The sequence below is a fragment of the Nocardioides sp. S-1144 genome, from assembly GCF_005954645.2.
GTDB lineage: Bacteria > Actinomycetota > Actinomycetes > Propionibacteriales > Nocardioidaceae > Nocardioides > Nocardioides dongxiaopingii.
Genome location: NZ_CP040695.2, coordinates 1,758,713 through 1,778,033 on the forward strand (window position 1 = coordinate 1,758,713; position 19,321 = coordinate 1,778,033).

At 73.0% G+C, this 19,321-nt stretch carries 17 protein-coding genes; 14 read left to right on the forward strand and 3 right to left on the reverse strand.

From position 1 onward, the window contains the following. Positions 1-100: 100 nt before the first annotated feature. Genes pta through FE634_RS08335 form a run of 6 tightly spaced genes read left to right on the forward strand, consistent with a single transcriptional unit; the run spans position 101 to position 5,073 of the window. A complete protein-coding gene (gene pta, locus FE634_RS08315; RefSeq protein ID WP_137292202.1) occupies positions 101-2,209 on the forward strand; it encodes a phosphate acetyltransferase in 2,109 nt (702 codons plus the stop codon). Further along, positions 2,206-3,420 carry an acetate/propionate family kinase gene (locus tag FE634_RS08320; protein ID WP_138875607.1) on the forward strand — a complete coding sequence of 405 codons (1,215 nt, stop codon included), beginning with the start codon at positions 2,206-2,208 and terminating at the stop codon, positions 3,418-3,420. The genes pta and FE634_RS08320 overlap by 4 nt, the downstream gene beginning before the upstream one ends. Next, on the forward strand, positions 3,417-3,770 hold the full coding sequence (hisI, locus tag FE634_RS08325) for a phosphoribosyl-AMP cyclohydrolase (RefSeq protein ID WP_137292200.1): 354 nt from the start codon (positions 3,417-3,419) through the stop codon (positions 3,768-3,770). Before FE634_RS08320 ends, hisI begins: the two co-directional genes overlap by 4 nt. Beyond that, entirely contained in the window at positions 3,763-4,401 is a 639-nt protein-coding gene (locus tag FE634_RS08330) for a Trp biosynthesis-associated membrane protein (RefSeq protein ID WP_138875608.1), read from the forward strand. The genes hisI and FE634_RS08330 overlap by 8 nt, the downstream gene beginning before the upstream one ends. Positions 4,402-4,441: 40 nt before the next feature. Continuing rightward, positions 4,442-4,642, forward strand: a complete 201-nt coding sequence (locus FE634_RS20970) for an HGxxPAAW family protein (protein ID WP_170981428.1) — start codon at positions 4,442-4,444, stop codon at positions 4,640-4,642. A gap of 26 nt (positions 4,643-4,668) precedes the next feature. Further along, positions 4,669-5,073 carry a DUF2752 domain-containing protein gene (locus FE634_RS08335; RefSeq protein ID WP_187366859.1) on the forward strand — a complete coding sequence of 135 codons (405 nt, stop codon included), beginning with the start codon at positions 4,669-4,671 and terminating at the stop codon, positions 5,071-5,073. 36 nt (positions 5,074-5,109) lie between these two features. On the opposite strand, the gene FE634_RS08340 is transcribed toward FE634_RS08335, so the two are convergent. After that, complete coding sequence (locus FE634_RS08340) at positions 5,110-5,436, reverse strand: DUF4190 domain-containing protein (RefSeq protein WP_137292197.1); 327 nt, start codon at positions 5,434-5,436, stop codon at positions 5,110-5,112. Positions 5,437-5,583: 147 nt separating this feature from the next. Between FE634_RS08340 and trpC the strand changes: the two genes are divergently transcribed. The 8 genes from trpC (at position 5,584) to pyk (ending at position 17,911) form a co-directional block, all read left to right on the forward strand. After that, positions 5,584-6,366 carry an indole-3-glycerol phosphate synthase TrpC gene (trpC, locus tag FE634_RS08345; RefSeq protein WP_138875610.1) on the forward strand — a complete coding sequence of 261 codons (783 nt, stop codon included), beginning with the start codon at positions 5,584-5,586 and terminating at the stop codon, positions 6,364-6,366. Further along, positions 6,363-7,637 carry a tryptophan synthase subunit beta gene (gene trpB, locus FE634_RS08350; protein WP_138875611.1) on the forward strand — a complete coding sequence of 425 codons (1,275 nt, stop codon included), beginning with the start codon at positions 6,363-6,365 and terminating at the stop codon, positions 7,635-7,637. Before trpC ends, trpB begins: the two co-directional genes overlap by 4 nt. After that, on the forward strand, positions 7,634-8,455 hold the full coding sequence (gene trpA, locus FE634_RS08355) for a tryptophan synthase subunit alpha (RefSeq protein WP_137292194.1): 822 nt from the start codon (positions 7,634-7,636) through the stop codon (positions 8,453-8,455). Before trpB ends, trpA begins: the two co-directional genes overlap by 4 nt. Next, on the forward strand, positions 8,436-9,038 hold the full coding sequence (locus FE634_RS08360) for an SCO family protein (protein ID WP_138875612.1): 603 nt from the start codon (positions 8,436-8,438) through the stop codon (positions 9,036-9,038). Before trpA ends, FE634_RS08360 begins: the two co-directional genes overlap by 20 nt. Further along, a complete protein-coding gene (gene lgt / locus FE634_RS08365; RefSeq protein ID WP_138875613.1) occupies positions 9,038-10,054 on the forward strand; it encodes a prolipoprotein diacylglyceryl transferase in 1,017 nt (338 codons plus the stop codon). Before FE634_RS08360 ends, lgt begins: the two co-directional genes overlap by 1 nt. Positions 10,055-10,206: 152 nt before the next feature. Further along, a complete protein-coding gene (gltB, locus tag FE634_RS08370) occupies positions 10,207-14,796 on the forward strand; it encodes a glutamate synthase large subunit (protein WP_148240507.1) in 4,590 nt (1,529 codons plus the stop codon). Beyond that, positions 14,789-16,276, forward strand: coding sequence for a glutamate synthase subunit beta (locus FE634_RS08375; protein ID WP_138875614.1), 1,488 nt, complete (start codon positions 14,789-14,791; stop codon positions 16,274-16,276). The genes gltB and FE634_RS08375 overlap by 8 nt, the downstream gene beginning before the upstream one ends. Before the next feature lie 171 nt (positions 16,277-16,447). Then, on the forward strand, positions 16,448-17,911 hold the full coding sequence (gene pyk, locus FE634_RS08380; protein WP_138875615.1) for a pyruvate kinase: 1,464 nt from the start codon (positions 16,448-16,450) through the stop codon (positions 17,909-17,911). A gap of 28 nt (positions 17,912-17,939) precedes the next feature. Here the strand turns inward: pyk and FE634_RS08385 are convergent, their stop codons facing one another. After that, positions 17,940-18,530 carry a hypothetical protein gene (locus FE634_RS08385; RefSeq protein ID WP_138875616.1) on the reverse strand — a complete coding sequence of 197 codons (591 nt, stop codon included), beginning with the start codon at positions 18,528-18,530 and terminating at the stop codon, positions 17,940-17,942. A 33-nt stretch (positions 18,531-18,563) separates the two neighbouring features. Further along, positions 18,564-19,283 (reverse strand): transcriptional regulator, encoded by a 720-nt coding sequence (locus FE634_RS08390; protein ID WP_262347623.1) that lies wholly within the window; start codon positions 19,281-19,283, stop codon positions 18,564-18,566. Between the last annotated feature and the right edge of the window lie 38 nt (positions 19,284-19,321).

Below are 19,321 nucleotides of genomic sequence, written 5' to 3' on the forward strand. Positions count from 1 at the left end.
CGGATCCCGCCGAGTCGGCGCAGAGGTGAAGTGGGATCCCGCCGAGTCGGCGTTCGTGCTGAGCGCGAGCGCCGACTCGGCTCCCACTACGCTGGCGGGGGTGAGCTCCAGGATGATGATCGCGTCGCCCGAGGGGCACGCCGGCAAGTCGATCGTGGCGCTCGGGCTGGTGGACGCGTTGAGCCGGCGGGTGGGCAGGGTCGGGGTGTTCCGGCCGGTGTCGCGCTCGAGCGTGGCGCGCGACAGCGTGCTCGAGCTGCTGCTGAGGCACGACGCGGTCGACCTCGACTACGACGAGGCGGTCGGGACGACGTACGAGGCCGTCCACGAGGACGCCGACGCGGCGCTCGGCACGATCGTGACGCGCTTCCACGCCCTGGAGGACCGCTTCGACGCCATCGTGGTCGTCGGCACCGACTACACCGACGTCGGCAGCCCGGCCGAGCTGGGCTTCAACGCCCGGGTGGCGGCGAACCTCGGCGCGCCCGTGGTGCTCGTGCTCGGGGGGCGCGACCCCGAGACCGGCGCCGTGCGGACGGCGGGCGACCTGCACCAGCTCGCGGACGTGACCCTGCCCGAGCTGCGCACCGCCCACGCCCACCTGGCCGCGGTCGTCGTCAACCGCAGCGACGTGCCGGCGACCGAGATCACCGGCCTCGCCGACGTCCCGGTGTGGGCGATCCCGGAGGACCCGATCCTGTCGGCGCCGACCGTGCACCAGCTCTTCGAGGCCACCGACGCCGAGCTCGTCGGCGGCGACCCCGCGCTGCTCGAGCGGGAGTCGCTCGGCACGGTGGTGGCCGGCATGTCGATGGACCACGTCCTCGACCGGCTCATCGACGGCGGCATCGTGGTCGTCCCCGGCGACCGGTCCGACGTCGTGGTGGCCACCCTCCTGGCGCAGCGCTCGGAGGGGTTCCCGACGGTGGCCGGGATCATCCTCAACGGCGGCTTCGACCTGGCCCCACCGGTGCAGCGACTGATCGACGGCCTCGACGTCGCGATGCCGATCGGGCGCTCGCCGCACGGCACCTACGAGACCGCGCGGCGCGTCGCGGGCACCCGCGGCATGCTCTCGACCGGCACGCAGCGCAAGCGCGACACCGCCCTGGCGGTCTTCGAGAAGCACGTCGAGGTCGACCGGCTGCTCGACGTCCTCCAGCTCCAGCACTCCGACGTCGTGACGCCGCTGATGTTCGAGCAGGGGCTCATCGAGCGGGCCCGCGCCGACGTCCGCCACATCGTGCTGCCCGAGGGCGACGACGACCGGGTCCTGCGCGCCGCCTCCACGATCCTGCAGCGGGGCGTCGCCCGGCTGACGGTCCTCGGCGACGAGACGGCGGTGCGCGGCCGCGCGGCCCAGCTCGGTCTCGACCTGACCGACGCCACCGTCGTCGCGACCACCGACGAGACGCTGCGGCACCGCTACGCCGAGGCCTACCGCGCCGCCCGCGCGCACAAGGGGACGACGTTCGAGGAGGCCTGGGAGCGGGTCACCGACGTGTCCTACTTCGGCACCATGATGGTGCACCTCGGCGACGCCGACGGGATGGTCTCCGGCGCCGCCCACACCACCGCCCACACCATCCGCCCCTCGTTCGAGGTGGTGAAGACCAAGCCCGGCGTCTCGGTCGTCTCCTCGGTGTTCCTGATGGCGCTGGCGGACCGGGTGCTGGTCTACGGCGACTGCGCCGTCGTGCCGGAGCCGACGGCGACCGAGCTGGCCGACATCGCGATCTCCTCGGCCCGCACCGCGCTCGACTTCGACATCGAGCCGCGGGTCGCGATGCTGTCGTACTCGACGGGGGAGTCCGGCGCCGGCGCCGACGTCGACAAGGTGCGCGAGGCGACGCGGCTGGTCCGCGAGCGGGCGCCCGAGCTGGCGGTCGAGGGCCCGATCCAGTACGACGCCGCGGCCGACCCGACCGTGGCCGCGGCCAAGATGCCCGACAGCGAGGTCGCCGGCCGCGCGACGGTCTTCGTCTTCCCGGACCTGAACACCGGCAACAACACCTACAAGGCGGTGCAGCGCTCCGCGGGCGCGCTCGCCATCGGACCGGTGCTGCAGGGGCTGAACAAGCCGGTCAACGACCTCTCCCGCGGCGCGCTGGTGGCCGACATCGTCAACACCGTGGCCATCACCGCCATCCAGGCCCAGGCCCAGGCACCGGCCCAGTCACGGGCCCAGACCCCGGGGACGCCGGCGTGAGCAGCGTCTTCGTCGTCAACGCCGGCTCGTCGAGCCTGAAGTACCAGCTCGTCGACGTGGCGTCGGGTGCCGCCCTGGCCAGCGGGCTCGTCGAGCGGATCGGCGAGGCACGCAGCCCGGCCCGGCACGTCGCCGGCGACGTCCGCTCGGAGCGGGAGGTGGAGGCCGGCGACCACGAGGCGGCCTTCGCCCACGTGCTCGCCGCCTTCGCCGAGCACGGCCCGGCCCTCGACGACGCGCAGGTCGTCGCCGTCGGCCACCGGGTCGTCCAGGGTGGTGACCGGTTCGACGCCGCCGTCGTGATCGACGACGACGTCGTCGCCGCCATCACCGACGTCGCCCCGCTGGCCCCGCTGCACAACCCCGCCAACCTCCTCGGCATCACCGCCGCGCGGGCGGCGTTCCCGACGCTGCCGCACGTGGCCGTCTTCGACACCGCCTTCCACCGCACCCTGCCGCGCGCGGCGTGGCGCTACGCGATCGACCGGGCCGTCGCCGACGAGCACCAGGTGCGCAAGTACGGCTTCCACGGCACCAGCCACCAGTTCGTCGCCCGTCGCACCGCCGAGCTCCTCGGCCGGCCGCTCGAGCAGACCCGCACCGTCGTGCTGCACCTGGGCAACGGCGCCAGCGCGTGCGCGGTCGACGGCGGCCGGTCGGTCGAGACGTCGATGGGCCTGACGCCGCTCGCCGGGCTCGTGATGGGCACCCGCTCGGGCGACGTCGACCCCGGCGTCCTCATCCACCTGCACCGGGTGGCCGGGATGAGCATCGACGACCTCGACCGGCTGCTCAACCAGCGCTCCGGCCTGCTCGGGCTCACCGGCACCGGCGACCTGCGCGACGTCGTCCGGGCGGCCGGGGCCGGCGACGACCACGCCGTCGAGGCGCTCGAGGTGCTGGCCCACCGGCTGCGCTCCACCATCGGTGCCTACCTCGCGGTGCTCGGCGGCGCCGACGCGATCGCGTTCACCGCGGGGGTCGGTGAGAACTCGGCACCGGTCCGGGCCGCCGCGCTCGCCGGGCTGGAGGGTCTCGGCATCGAGCTGGACGCCGCCCGCAACGAGTCCGGCCCCGCCGAGCGGCGGATCTCCACCGACGCCTCGCGCGTGGCGGTGTGGGTGGTGCCGACCGCCGAGGAGCTCGAGATCGCCCGGCAGTCGGCGGCCGTCGTCGAGGCCGCCCGGCCGCCCGCGATACTGGACCCGTGACCTCGCTGGACCCCGCCATCGCCGCCCGCCTCAAGCGCACCCCCGACGACTCCGGACGCGGGCTGGTCGCGGCCGTGGCCCAGCAGCACGACACCGGTGAGGTGCTGATGCTCGGCTGGATGGACGACGAGGCGCTGCACCGCACCCTGACCACCGGGCGGGCGACGTACTGGAGCCGCTCGCGCCAGGAGTACTGGGTCAAGGGCGACACCTCCGGGCACGTGCAGCACGTCAAGGAGGTCCGGCTCGACTGCGACGGCGACACCGTGTTGGTCAGCGTCGACCAGGTCGGCGCGGCCTGCCACACCGGCGACCGCACCTGCTTCGACGCCGGGCTCCTGCGTGGCTGAGCGCTCCCGCTTCGGCGTCGTCGTGCTCGGCGGCCTGGTCGCCGGGGGCGCCGCCGCGGTCGTCGGGGCCCGCGACTGGGTCTCGCTCGACGACGGCGGCTCGGGCGACCTGGCCTTCGCCAGTACCGGCGGCGTCGACCTCACCGCGCCGCCGGTCACCGCGACCGCGCTGGTGCTGCTGGCGTCGTGGGGCGTCGTGCTGGTCACCCGCGGCCGGTTCCGTCGCGCCGTGGCGTGGCTCGGGCTGGTCGCCGCGCTCGCCGTCCTCGGGTTCGCGGTGGCGTCGTGGCTCGTGCGTCCCGACGAGGTCGCCCAGGACCTCCCGACCCTCGACCTCGACGTGGGCCGCACCGCCTGGGCCCACCTCGGCGTCCTCGCCGGCGTCCTGGCCGTGGCGACGTCGGTGCTCGCCGTGCGCGGGGTCGGGCGGTGGCCGGAGATGGGCCGTCGCTACGACTCGCCCGTCGAGGCGACCGCCGCGCCGCCGTCCGACGACGCCGAGCAGGCCAGCCTCGACCTCTGGAGGGCGATGGACGACGGACGCGACCCGACCGACCTCCCGGCCGACCTCCCAGCCGACGAGACGGCCGACGGGACGGCCGACTCCCCGGGTGAGGAGCGGGGCCACTAGGATCGGGGTACCGCCCGTACGCACGACCGAGGAGCCCTGCATGTCTGACAACCACGGCAACACCCCCGCTGCGTGGACGGCGGTCGTGGTCGCCCTGGTCGGGTTCGTGGTCGGCGGCGCGGGCCTGATGCTCTCCCCGATCAACTACGCGGTGTTCTGGGTCGGCGTGGGCCTCAACGTCGTCGCCGGCGTCCTGTTCGTGGTGATGGCCAAGCTCGGCTACCACGAGTCGACCCACTGACCGTCGACCCGCAGACGGTCGACCCGGTGCTCGCGACCCGCACCCGGCAGGTCCTCTGGCCGGCCGCGACGATCGGCGGCCTCGCGGCCGCCACGGTCGCGCTGGCGCTGCGCGACCCGCACGCCCAGGGCTCCTGGGGGGCCTGCCCCAGCGCCGCGCTGGGGTTCGCGTGCCCCGGCTGCGGCGGCCTGCGCGCCGTCAACGACCTGACCCACGGCCGGTTCCTGGACGCCGCCTCGAGCAACGTCCTGCTCGTCGCGATGATCCCGGTCGCGGTCTTCCTGCTCGGCCGCTGGGCGCTCGACGCCTGGCGCGGCACGGACCGCCCGGCGTCGGCCCTGACGACGCCGCTGGTGGTGCTCCTGCTGGTCGCGCTCGCGGTCTTCACCGTGGCGCGCAACCTGCCCTTCGGGACGTGGCTGGCGCCCTGACCCACGAGGGGTCAGGGCGCCGTCCCAGCGAGTCGGTCAGCTGCCGGCGAGGCCGGCGCCCGCCGCGAGCAGGATGATGTTGAGCACGATGCCGAGCACCGACAGCGCGGTGCCGATGATGCCGCAGATGTAGCCGGCCTTGATGTTGCCGCGGTTGTTGTACGACTGCGGGGCCCGGTCGATCTCCTCGAGCGCCTTCTTGCCCATGATGATCGCCGGGATACCGGTGAACAGGCCACAGCAGACCAGGCTCAGGATGCCCAGGATCAGGACCGTGGTGCCCTTGGGGTGGTCCTGCGGCGCGCCGCCGTAACCACCGGGGGAGCCGTAGGGGTTGGACGGGGGCGGAGCTCCGTAGCTCATGTGATCTCTCTTTCCATCTGCTCGAGCGGCTCGAGACGACGTGGGGTCGCGCCAGACCTTAGGGGGTCGCGTGCCAGACTGCTTCGAAAGGCCTCGCCGCAAACCTCGATCCGAACATCGGTCCAGTCCACCACCGGAGATCAGCAAATGTCCGTGCTCGACGACATCGTCGCCGGCGTCCGGCTCGACCTCGCCGTCCGTGAGGCGCGGACGCCGCTCGCGGGCGTCCGGGCCGCCCTGGCCGACGCCCCGCCCCCGCGTGACCCGATGCCGCACCTGCGCGCCGCCGGGTCGAGCGTCATCGCCGAGGTCAAGCGGCGCAGCCCCAGCAAGGGCGACCTCGCCGCCATCCCCGACCCGGCCTCGCTCGCCGGCGAGTACGCCGCCGGGGGAGCGGCCGCGATCAGCGTGCTCACCGAGGAGCGACGCTTCGGCGGGAGCCTCGCCGACCTGGTCGCCGTCCGCGCCGCCGTCGACGTGCCGCTGCTGCGCAAGGACTTCATCGTCGAGGGCTACCAGCTCGTCGAGGCCCGCGCGGCGGGCGCCGACCTGGCCCTGCTCATCGTCGCGGCCCTCGACGACGACACCCTGCGCCGGCTGCACGACCAGGCCCGCGAGCTCGGCCTCACCGTGCTGGTCGAGGTGCACGACGAGCCCGAGACCGAGCGCGCCGTGGCCCTCGGCGCCGAGCTGATCGGCGTCAACGCCCGCAACCTGAAGACCCTCGCCGTCGACGCCGACACCTTCGGGCGGCTCGCGCCGCTGGTGCCGGCCGACCGCGTGCTGGTGGCCGAGTCGGGCATCGGCGACGAGACCGACGTGAAGCGCTTCGTCGCCGAGGGCGCCCGCGCGGTCCTCGTCGGCGAGGCGCTCGTCAAGGACGGCGCACCGCGCGAGGCGGTCGCCCGGATGACCGGAGTCACTGCATGAGCACCACGACCGGCACGACCCCCACGACCCGCTGGGCCGCCGACGAGCAGGGCTGGTTCGGCGACACCGCCGGGCAGTGGGGCGGCCGGTTCATGCCGGAGGCCCTGATCGCGGCCCTCGACGAGCTCGACGCCGCCTGGCAGGACGCGCTCGCCGACCCGGCCTTCGGCCGCGAGTTCGAGCAGCTGCTGCAGAACTACGCCGGCGTGCCGAGCATGCTCTACGAGGCCCACCGGCTCTCCGAGCTCGCCGGGGCCCGCATCCTGCTCAAGCGCGAGGACCTCAACCACACCGGCGCCCACAAGATCCGCAACGTGCTCGGCCAGGCGCTGCTCACCCGGCGGATGGGCAAGAAGCGGGTCATCGCCGAGACCGGCGCCGGCCAGCACGGCGTCGCCTCCGCCACGGCGGCGGCCTACCTCGGGCTCGACTGCACCGTCTACATGGGCGAGGTCGACACCGAGCGCCAGGCGCTCAACGTCGCCCGGATGCAGCTGCTCGGCGCCGAGGTGGTCCCGGTCGCCAGCGGCTCGCGCACCCTCAAGGACGCCATCAACGAGGCGATGCGCGACTGGGTCTCCTCGGTCGACCACACCGCCTACCTCTTCGGCACCGCCGCCGGCCCGCACCCGTTCCCGAGCCTGGTGCTGTCGTTCGTGCGCAGCATCGGCGACGAGGCCCGCCGGCAGTGCCTCGAGCTCACCGGCGCCCTGCCGGACGTCGTCGCGGCGTGCGTCGGCGGCGGCTCCAACGCGATCGGGCTGTTCGCGGGCTTCCTCGACGACCCCGACGTCGCGATCTACGGCTACGAGCCGGGCGGCGACGGCGTCGAGACCGGCCGGCACGCCGCCACCATCAACGCCGGCGAGGTCGGCGTCCTGCACGGTGCCCGCACCTACGTCCTCCAGGACGACGACGGCCAGACCGTCGAGTCCCACTCGATCTCGGCCGGGCTCGACTACCCCGGTGTCGGCCCCCAGCACGCGCACCTCGCGGCGAGCGGGCGGGCGACCTACGTCCCGGTCACCGACAAGGCGGCCATGGAGGCGATGGCCCTGCTCTCGCGCACCGAGGGCATCATCCCGGCCATCGAGTCCGCCCACGCCGTCGCCGGCGTGATGGAGCTGGCCCGCGAGCGCCCCGGGCAGACGATCCTGGTCAACCTCTCGGGCCGCGGCGACAAGGACATGGGCACCGCCCTCGAGTACTTCGGCCTGGGCCGGGCGACGCCGGTCGCGGATCCCCAGAGCGCCACCCCGGAGCAGCAGTGAGCACCGCGCGCGCCTTCGCCAGGGCCCGCGAGGAGGACCGCGCGGTCCTGCTCGGCTACCTGCCGGCCGGCTTCCCCGACGTCGACGGCGGCATCGAGGCGCTGCGCGCCATGGTCGACGCCGGCTGCGACGCGATCGAGGTCGGGCTGCCCTACAGCGACCCGGTCATGGACGGACCGACCATCCAGGCCGCCGCCCAGCAGGCCCTCGAGCTCGGCTTCCGCACCTCCGACGTGCTGCGCACCGTCGAGGCGGTCGCGGCCACCGGCGTCCCGACCGTGGTGATGACCTACTGGAACCCGGTCGAGCGCTACGGCGTGGAGCGCTTCGCCACCGACCTCGCGAACGCCGGGGGAGCGGGCCTCATCACGCCCGACCTGACGCCCGACTACGCCCCGGAGTGGATCGCCGCGGCCGACGAGCGCGACCTCGACAAGATCTTCCTGGTGGCGCCGTCCTCGACCGAGGAGCGTCTCGCCCTGACCACCGCGGCCTCCCGCGGCTTCGTCTACGCCACCGCCGTGATGGGCGTGACCGGGGCCCGCGCCACGAGCAGCGACCTCGCCGGCCCCCTCGTCGCCCGCACCCGCGCCTCGCTCGCCGAGGGCCGCGACCTGCCGGTCGGCGTCGGGGTGGGGGTCGGCACGGGCGACCAGGCCGCCGACGTCGCGGCCTACGCCGACGCGGTGATCGTCGGGTCGGCCTTCGTCCGCACCCTGCTCGACCACGCCGGGGACCGCACCGCCGGGCTGCGCGCCCTGTCGGCGCTCACCGCCGAGCTCGCCGAGGGGGTGCGCCGTGCGCCGGCCCGTGCGTAGCCGCCCGGCCGCCGTCGCGCTCGTCGTCTCGCTCGCGCTGGGCCTCGGGCTGGGCGCGTGCGGCGGTGACGACGACGCCGCGCCGTTCTCGGGCAAGGTGCTCCAGAACCCCTACGACGTGCCGGCCACCGAGCTCGTCGACACCGACGGCGACGCCTACTCGCTGGCCGACAGCACCGACAAGCGGCTGACCCTGGTCTTCTTCGGCTACGTCAACTGCGTCGACGTCTGCCCGGCCGTGCTCACCAACCTCGCCTCGGCGATGACCCGCCTCGACGACGCCGACCGCGACGCCGTCGACGTCGTGATGGTCACCAGCGACCCCGACCGCGACACCCCCGAGGCGCTGCGCTCCTACCTCGACCAGTTCGACGACGACTTCATCGGTCTCACCAGCGACTTCGACACCATCGTCGAGGTCGGCAGGGCGCTCGCGGTCGGGATCGACCGCAAGGACCCCGGTGGCCACACCACCCAGGTGATGGGGGTCGACCCCACCGACCAGGCGCCGGTCTACTGGGACGCCACCACCAGCCCGTCGCAGTACGCCGCCGACATCCACTCGCTCCTCGAGGAATCCTGATGCTGCCGATGACGTTCCCGCACCCGCCCGGCGACGGGGTCTGGAACCTCGGGCCGCTCCCGCTGCGCGGCTACGCGCTGTGCATCATCCTCGGCATCGTCGTGGCGATCTGGATCGGCGAGCGCCGCTGGGTGGCCCGCGGTGGCCGCCCGGGCGACGTCCAGGACCTCGCGGTGTGGGCGGTGCCGTTCGGCGTCGTCGGCGCCCGGCTGTACCACGTGGCCACCGACTGGGAGAAGTACTTCGGCGAGGGCCGGAACCCGGTCACCGCGCTGTACGTGTGGCGCGGTGGCCTCGGCATCTGGGGCGCGGTCGCCCTCGGTGCCCTCGGCGTCTGGATCTGGTCGCGCCGCCGCGGCATCCGGATCACCGCCCTGATGGACACCCTCGCACCGGCGGTGATCGTGGCCCAGGCCATCGGCCGCTGGGGCAACTGGTTCAACCAGGAGCTGTTCGGCAAGCCCACCGACCTGCCGTGGGCCCTCGACGTCACCGACGACATCGCCCGCGACAACGGCTACGCACCGGGCACGACGTTCCACCCGACGTTCCTCTACGAGTGCGTCTGGAACCTCGGGGTCTTCGGCCTCCTGCTGTGGGCCGAGCGCCGCTTCAAGCTCGGCTACGGCCGCGTCTTCGCGCTCTACGTCATGGGCTACACCCTGGGCCGGGGCTGGATCGAGTACCTGCGCGTCGACGCCGTCCAGCTCGACGACGTGCTCGGCCTGCGGTTCAACGTGTGGACCTCGATCGTGCTGTTCGTCGCGGCCGCGGCCTACTTCGTGTGGAGCAGCCGCCGGCACCCCGGCCGCGAGCCCTCGGTCTACCTGCCCGGCCGCGAGCCGGCCCCCGAGGCCGACGAGGCGGGGGAAACCGCCGCGGCCGGCGAGGCCTCCGGCGTCGAGGCGCCCGAGGACGACGAGAAGCCCGCCGACGACGCGGAGCCCGCCGACGCGCAGCCCGCCGACGCGGAGCCTGCCGACGCGGACGGCTCGACCAGGCCCGACCGCCCCTGACGCCGACCCGTCAGTGATCACTGACGGGTCAGCGTTGTCCACGCCCGGGGGACGTCGGCGCGGGCCGCGTAACGCGGTGGTAATCTCTGGACCTCCGCCGCGTGGGCCAACGATGTCCCTGCGTCCACACACGTTCCGCGTTCGCTCCACCGATGCGCGGTACCACCGACGGGAGAACTCCAGTGCCGTACCAGCACGCGTTCCCGCCGCCCCAGGGGCTTTACGACCCGGCGCACGAGAAGGACGCCTGCGGCGTCGCGTTCGTGGCCACGCTTACGGGGGAGGCCTCGCACGACATCGTCGCGAAGGCCCTGACGGCGTTGCGCAACCTCGACCACCGCGGTGCTGCCGGCGCGGAGGTCAACTCCGGTGACGGCGCCGGCATCCTGCTCCAGGTGCCCGACGCGTTCCTGCGCGCGGTCACGGCCGAGGCCGGCTTCGAGCTGCCCCGGCCGTCGTCCTACGCCGTCGGCATCGCCTTCCTGCCCGGCGACGAGGAGCACGTGGCGGACACCCGCGCCCAGATCGAGACGATCGCCGCCGAGGAGGGCCTCGCGGTCCTCGGGTGGCGCGAGGTGCCGACCGACCCGTCGAGCCTGGGCAGCATGGCGCTCTCGGTGATGCCGACCTTCAGCCAGCTCTTCGTGGCCGGCGCCGGCCAGCGGGTCACCGGCATGGCCCTCGAGCGGCTGGCCTTCTGCCTGCGCAAGCGCGCCGAGCGCGAGACCGACGTGTACTTCCCGTCGCTGTCGTCGCGCACCCTGGCCTACAAGGGCATGCTCACCACCGACCAGCTCGACCAGGTCTTCCCCGACCTCGTCGACGAGCGGATGGCCTCCGCGCTGGCCGTCGTGCACTCCCGGTTCTCGACGAACACCTTCCCGAGCTGGCCGCTGTCGCACCCGTTCCGGTTCATCGCCCACAACGGCGAGATCAACACCGTCATGGGCAACCGCAACTGGATGCGGGCCCGCGAGGCGCTGCTGTCCTCGGACCTGATCCCCGGCGACCTCGACCGGCTCTTCCCGATCTGCACGCCCGGCGCGTCGGACTCCGCCTCCTTCGACGAGGTGCTCGAGCTGTTGCACATGGGTGGCCGGTCGCTGCCGCACGCGGTGCTGATGATGATCCCGGAGGCCTGGGAGAACCACACCGAGATGGACGCCAAGCGGCGCGAGTTCTACTCCTTCCACTCGGCCCTGATGGAGCCGTGGGACGGTCCCGCGTGCGTCGTGTTCACCGACGGCTCCCAGATCGGTGCGGTGCTCGACCGCAACGGGCTGCGCCCCTCCCGCTACTGGGTCACCGACGACGGGCTCGTCGTCCTGGCCTCCGAGGTCGGCGTCCTCGACCTCGACCCCGCCACGATCGTCCGCAAGGGCCGGCTGCAGCCGGGCCGGATGTTCCTCGTCGACACCGACGAGCACCGGATCATCGAGGACGAGGAGGTCAAGACCGAGCTGGCCGCCGAGCACCCGTACGGCGAGTGGCTGCACGCCGGCCTCATCCACCTCGACGACCTCACCGAGCGCGAGCACGTCGTGCACACCCACGCCTCGGTCACCCGGCGCCAGCAGATCTTCGGCTACACGACCGAGGAGCTGCGGGTGCTGCTGGCGCCGATGGCCACCACCGGGGGCGAGGCGCTCGGCTCGATGGGCACCGACTCGCCGATCGCGGCGCTGAGCGCGAAGCCGCGGCTGCTGTTCGACTACTTCGCCCAGCTCTTCGCGCAGGTCACCAACCCGCCGCTGGACGCCATCCGCGAGGAGCTCGTCACCTCGCTCAACGGCACCATCGGCCCGGAGGCGAACCTGCTCGAGCCGCAGCCGGCGTCGTGCCGCCAGGTCGTGCTGCCGTTCCCGGTCATCTCCAACGACGACCTCGGCAAGATCCGCCAGATCAACCGTGACGGCGACATGCCCGGCTTCATCACCCACGTCGCCCGCGGCCTCTACGAGGTCGCCGGCGGGGGGACCGCCATGGCCGCGCGGATCGAGGAGATCTGCCGCGAGGTCAGCGGCGCGATCGCCGAGGGGGCCCGCGTCATCGTGCTCTCCGACCGCCACTCCGACGCCGACCTGGCGCCGATCCCGTCGCTGCTGCTCACCGGTGCGGTGCACCACCACCTGGTGCGCGAGAAGACCCGCACCCAGGTCGGGCTGCTGGTCGAGGCCGGCGACGTCCGCGAGGTGCACCACGTCGCGCTGCTCGTCGGCTACGGCGCCGCGGCGGTCAACCCCTACCTGGCCATGGAGTCGGTCGAGGACCTCGCCCGCGAGGGCTACTACGTCAAGAACGAGCCCGAGCAGGCCGTCGCCAACCTCGTCAAGGGGCTCGGCAAGGGCGTGCTCAAGGTGATGTCGAAGATGGGCGTCTCCACCGTCGCCTCCTACACCGGCGCCCAGATCTTCGAGGCCGTCGGCATCTCCCAGGACGTCGTCGACGCCTACTTCACCGGCACGACGTCCAAGCTGGGCGGCATCGGCCTCGACACCATCGCCGAGGAGGTGGCCCGCCGGCACGCGACGGCCTACCCCCGCGGCGGCGTGCTGCCGGCGCACCGCGAGCTCGAGGTCGGCGGCGAGTACCAGTGGCGCCGCGACGGCGAGCCGCACCTGTTCAACCCCGAGACGGTCTTCCGGCTCCAGCACTCCACGCGCAGCCAGCGCTACGACATCTTCAAGCAGTACACGCAGGCCGTCGACGACCAGGCCGGCGAGCTGATGACGCTGCGCGGGCTGTTCCGCTTCAAGGGCGCCCACGTCACCGGCCGCGACCCGATCCCGATCGAGGAGGTCGAGCCGGTCAGCGAGATCGTCAAGCGCTTCTCGACCGGCGCGATGTCGTACGGCTCGATCTCGCAGGAGGCGCACGAGACGCTGGCCATCGCGATGAACCGGCTGGGCGCGAAGTCCAACACCGGTGAGGGCGGCGAGGACTCCGAGCGGCTCCACGACCCCGAGCGGCGCAGCTCGATCAAGCAGGTCGCGTCGGGTCGCTTCGGCGTCACCTCGGAGTACCTGACCAACGCCGACGACATCCAGATCAAGATGGCGCAGGGTGCCAAGCCCGGCGAGGGCGGCCAGCTGCCCGGCAACAAGGTGTACCCGTGGGTGGCGAGGACCCGGCACTCCACGCCGGGCGTGGGGCTGATCAGCCCCCCGCCGCACCACGACATCTACTCGATCGAGGACCTCGCCCAGCTCATCCACGACCTGAAGAACGCCAACCCGGCCGCCCGGGTGCACGTCAAGCTGGTCTCCGAGGTCGGCGTGGGCACGGTCGCCGCCGGCGTCTCCAAGGCGCACGCGGACGTCGTCCTGATCTCCGGGCACGACGGCGGCACCGGCGCCTCGCCGCTGACGTCGCTCAAGCACGCCGGCGGTCCGTGGGAGCTCGGCCTGGCCGAGACCCAGCAGACGCTGCTGCTCAACGGCCTGCGCGACCGGATCGTCGTCCAGGCCGACGGCCAGCTCAAGACCGGGCGCGACGTCGTCGTCGCGGCGCTGCTCGGAGCCGAGGAGTTCGGCTTCGCGACCGCGCCGCTGGTGGTGTCGGGCTGCATCCTGATGCGCGTGTGCCACCTCGACACCTGCCCCGTGGGTGTCGCCACCCAGAACCCGGTGCTGCGCGAGCGCTACAGCGGCAAGGCCGAGTACGTCGTCACCTTCTTCGAGTACGTCGCCCAGGAGGTGCGCGAGATCCTTGCCGAGCTCGGCTTCCGCACCCTCGAGGAGGCGGTCGGCCAGGTCTCCGCGCTCGACACCGTCGAGGCGGTCCAGCACTGGAAGGCCGCCGGTCTCGACCTGTCGCCGATCCTGCACGAGGTCGACCACGCCCAGTTCCCCGACCAGGCGCGCCGCAACACCGGCGCGCAGGACCACGGCTTGGAGCGCTCGCTCGACGTCACCACGCTCGTCCCGCTGGCCGAGGCCGCGCTCGAGCGCGGCGAGCCGGTGCGCGCCCAGGTGCCGATCCGCAACGTCAACCGCACCGTCGGCACCATCCTCGGCCACGAGGTGACCAAGCGGTACCGCGGCGAGGGGCTGCCCGAGGGCACCATCGACCTCACCTTCACCGGCTCGGCCGGACAGTCGTTCGGCGCGTTCCTGCCGCGGGGGATCACCCTGCGCCTGGAGGGCGACGCCAACGACTACGTCGGCAAGGGGCTCTCCGGCGGGCGGATCGTCGTCCGCCCCGACCGGGCGGCGACGTTCAACAGCAACGAGCAGATCATCGCCGGCAACACGATCGCCTACGGCGCGACGTCGGGGAGGGTGTTCCTGCGCGGTGGCGTGGGGGAGCGGTTCGCCGTGCGCAACTCCGGTGCCTGGCTGGTCACCGAGGGCGTGGGCGACCACGGCTGCGAGTACATGACCGGCGGCCGGGTGGTCGTGCTGGGCAAGACCGGGCGCAACTTCGCGGCCGGCATGTCCGGCGGCGTCGCCTGGGTGCTCGACCTGAAGGAGTTCCGCGTCAACCAGGAGCTCGTCGCGCTCGGCCCCGTCGAGGGCGAGGCCGCCGGCGAGCTCGAGCAGCTGGTGCGCGAGCACCTCGAGGAGACCGGCTCGCCGGTGGCCCAGGAGCTGCTGGCCGACTGGCCCGCGGCGCTGGCCCGCTTCACCGAGGTGATGCCGCGCGACTACCGCACCGTCCTGGAGGCCAAGGCGAAGGCCGAGGCCGAGGGACTCGACGAGCAGCAGACCGCCGACGCGATGATGGAGAGTCTCCATGGCTGACCCGAAGGGCTTCCTGAAGCAGGGCCGCGAGGTGGCGGCCCGCCGCCCCGTCGAGGAGCGCGTCCAGGACTGGAACGAGGTCTACCCGGGCTCGGCCGGGCGGGCGCTCCTGCCGATCATCACCCAGCAGGCGGGCCGCTGCATGGACTGCGGCATCCCGTTCTGCCACCAGGGCTGCCCGCTCGGCAACATCATCCCCGAGTGGAACGACCTGGTCTGGCGCGACGACTGGGAGGGCGCCATCGAGCGCCTGCACGCGACCAACAACTTCCCGGAGTTCACCGGACGCCTGTGCCCCGCGCCCTGCGAGACCGCCTGCGTGCTCGGGATCAACCAGGACCCCGTGACCATCAAGAACGTCGAGGTCTCGATCATCGACCGGGCCTGGGAGTCCGGGCTGGTGCGCCCGCAGGCCCCGGAGTGGCTCTCGGGCCGCACCGTCGCCGTCATCGGGTCGGGCCCGGCCGGTCTCGCCGCCGCCCAGCAGCTGACCCGCGCCGGCCACACGGTCGCCGTCTACGAGCGGGCCGACAAGATCGGCGGCCTGCTGCGCTACGGCATCCCCGAGTTCAAGATGGAGAAGAAGCACCTCGACAAGCGGCTCGAGCAGATGCGGCGCGAGGGCACCGTCTTCCGCACCGGCATCGAGGTCGGCACCGAGGAGTCGGGGCTGACCACCGAGAAGCTCCGCGACCGCTACGACGCCGTCGTCCTGGCCATGGGCTCCACCGAGGCGCGCGACCTGCCGGTGCCCGGTCGCGAGCTGGGTGGCATCCACCAGGCCATGGAGTTCCTGCCGCAGGCCAACCGGGCCGCGGTCGGCGACCCGGCGACCACCGACGGCTCCGAGCAGGTGGTGGCGACCGGCAAGAACGTCGTCATCATCGGCGGCGGCGACACCGGTGCCGACTGCCTCGGCACCTCGACCCGGCACGGCGCGGCCTCGATCACGCAGCTGGAGATCATGCCGGAGCCGCCGAGCACGCGGCCCTCGGGCCAGCCGTGGCCGACGTACCCGATGACGTTCCGCGTCTCCTCGGCCCACGAGGAGGCCGGCGAGCGCGTCTACGCCGTCTCGACCAAGGAGTTCCTCGGCGACGCCGACGGCAACGTCCGCGCGCTGGTCCTGGTCGACGTCGTCTTCGAGGGCGGCCGGCTGGTCGAGATCGAGGGCTCCGAGCGCGAGATCCCGGCCGAGCTGGTGCTGTTCGCCATGGGCTTCGTCGGGCCTCAGAAGCAGGGCCTGGTCGAGCAGCTCGGCGTCGACCTCGACGAGCGCGGCAACGTCGCGCGCGACCAGCACTACATGACCTCGGTCAGCGGTGTCTTCTCCGCCGGCGACTGTGGCCGCGGGCAGTCGCTCATCGTCTGGGCCATCGCCGAGGGCCGGGCGGCGGCCGCCGCCGTCGACACCTACCTGACCGGCTCGACGGCGCTCCCGGCGCCGATCCCGCCGACCGCGCGACCGTTGGTGGTCTGAGCCACCCCGGCCGAGCCCGCGAGGCCCCGACCACCGGTCGGGCCTCGCGGGCACGGGCGGCGGGCTCGTGGCGCGCCGGATCGCCCCGCGGTCGCCCCGAGTTTCACGACTCGCCACGATCGCCACCCCGAATCGTTCTTGGATCGTTCCAAGACCGAGTAGGGTAGGCACGTGCGTAGAGCAAAGATCGTCTGCACCCTGGGTCCGGCCACGAGCTCCGAGCGGAGGATCCGTGAGCTGGTGTACGCCGGCATGGATGTCGCCCGGCTGAACATGAGCCACGGCACCCACGCCGACCACGCCGAGTCCTACCGCCTCGTCCGCGAGGCCGCCGACGCCTCGGGTCGCGGCGTCGGGATCTTCGCGGACCTGCAGGGCCCCAAGATCCGGCTGGCGACGTTCGCCGAGGGCTTCGCGATCCTCGAGCGCGGCCAGCGGTGGACCATCACGACCCGCGAGGTCCCCGGCGACGGCGACGTCGGCGGGACGTCGTACCAGGGCCTGCCGGGCGACGTGCGGACCGGCGACCCGATCCTCATCGACGACGGCAAGGTGCGCCTGCGCGTGCTCCAGGTCGACGGCACCGACGTCCACACCGAGGTGCTCGTCGGCGGCCGCGTGAGCAACCACAAGGGCATCAACCTGCCCGGCGTGGCGGTCTCGGTGCCCGCGATGTCGGAGAAGGACATCGCCGACCTCCGCTTCGCGCTCAGCCTCAGCGTCGACTTCATCGCCCTGAGCTTCGTGCGCGACGCCAAGGACGTCGAGGACGTGCGGCGGATCATGCGCGAGGAGGGGCAGGTGCTGCCCGTCATCGCCAAGATCGAGAAGCCGCAGGCCATCGAGAACCTCGACGAGGTCATCGAGGCCTTCGACGGCTTCATGGTCGCCCGCGGCGACCTGGCCGTCGAGTGCCCCCTCGAGGACGTGCCGTTCCTGCAGAAGGAGATCGTGCGCAAGGCCCGGCTGAACGCCAAGCCGGTCATCGTCGCGACCCAGATGCTCGAGTCGATGATCACCAGCCCGGCGCCCACCCGCGCCGAGGCCAGCGACGTCGCGAACGCCGTCCTCGACGGCGCGGACGCGGTGATGCTGTCGGGCGAGACCAGCGTCGGCGACCACCCGATCCACGTCGTGGAGACGATGGCCCGGATCATCACCTCCACCGAGAACCACGCGCTCGAGCAGGTCGAGTCCGGCCAGATCACCGCGATCGCCTGGGACCCGCACACCCGCGGCGGCGTGATCGCCAAGGCGGCCGAGGAGGTCGCGGCCCGCGTCGGCGCGAAGTACGTCGTCGCCTTCACCCAGAGCGGCGACTCGGCCAAGCGGCTCGCCCGGCTGCGCAGCGCGATCCCGACCCTCGCCTTCACCCCCGAGAACCGGGTGCGCTCGCAGCTCTCGCTCACCTGGGGCGTCGAGACGTTCCGGACCGTGGCGGTCGACCACACCGACGAGATGGTCCGTCAGGTCGACGAGCAGCTGCTCGCGATCGGCCGGGTCGAGGAGGGCGACCTCGTCGTCATCGTCGCGGGTAGCCCGCCCGGCATCCCCGGCTCCACGAACGCGCTGCGCATCCACCGGATGGGCGACGCGATCAACGAGGCCGCCCCGGCCTACCGCCGCCAGGGCTGACCCCGGCTGCCGGCCCCGCGAGGGACCGTCAGGGCGCCCAGTCGAGCGTCGAGTCGTAGGCCGCGACGTCGCACAGCGCGTCGGGCGGCTGCACGAGCAGCGGCTGCGCCAGCGTCCTCTCGTGGGCGCCGCCGGCGTCGGTGTAGCGCACGACGACGCCGTCGAGGTGCCCGGCCGCGGCGGGGTCGGTGAGCTGCACGGCCACCAGGACGGCGTGCTGCCCGTCGCCGGGTGCGAGTCGCAGCCCGGGCAGGTCGCGGCGGGTCTCCCAGGTGGCGAGCGAGTCGGCGAGATCGGCGTTCGGCAGCGGGGGGTAGTCGAGGACGACGCCCTGCACCGTGCTCCGGCCGGCGAACGCGACGGCGGACTGCTCGATCACCTCGAGCCCGACGGAGCGGTCGAGGTCGACGCCGTCGAGCACCGTCGCGCTGCTCGGCGTGAGGCTGCCGGGCAGGAGGATCAGCTGGCCCTCGGGGTCGGCGACCGCGCACTGCGCCCGCTGACCCGGTCCGGACGGCGCCGCGGTGGCCGGGTCCGGCGGCGACCCGGTGCCGTCGTCCGCGGCACAGGCCGCGAGCGCCAGCAGCGACACCACGGCGACGGCGACGGTGCGGTCCACCGCGCCAGCATAGGAGCCGGCGGTCACGCCGCGTCAGGTCTTCGGGCCGATCAGCTCGTCGAGCCGCGCGACCGCCTCGCGCCGCGAGACGCTGATGCAGTTCCAGCGACTCTGCCGCCACGGCACCTCGACCAGGTCCAGGCCCCAGCAGCACAGCTCGCGGATGTCGGCGCTCACGTTGGTGAACTGCCAGCGCGGGTAGTCGTAGCGCTTGAGCCCACCGGCCACCGGACGTGTCGCCCAGTTGCGCACACGGCAGCCGTCGGAGTGGAAGAGGCCGCGGAGGAAGGCAGCAGGGTTCGCCTCGACCACTCGTCTTTGCCAGTCGTCCAACACGATCGGCCGGTCGTGCTTGCGGCCTGGTCCGTGCTGCGGGAACAGGCACGGCCAGTGCTTCCAGGACACTGTCGTCACCACGGCGCCGGGGACGTCCCGGGTGTGGGGTCGCCCGCCGGGTTTGACGATCGACATGATGTCGCGCAACCGAGCGTTGTCATCCCGGTACTGACGGTCGTTGACGACGTGCAGGTTGTGGACGCCACGTCGGCCGAGGGTGATGTGACCGTCGCCGAGGTACCAGCCCAGCAGCTCGGCGTACTCCGCGTCGGCCAGGATGCCGTTGCCGCAACGGGGGCAGTCGGGTGCGAGGTGGGTCTGCCCGCGCAGCTGTCCCTGGCGCTGGTAGAGCCGTCGCCACCTCCGGATCGTCTTGACGGCGACTCCGTGCTTGGCGGCGTTGTCGGCATCGCGCATGCCAGCATCGGAGTCGCGAAGCGCCGACTCGACGGTGG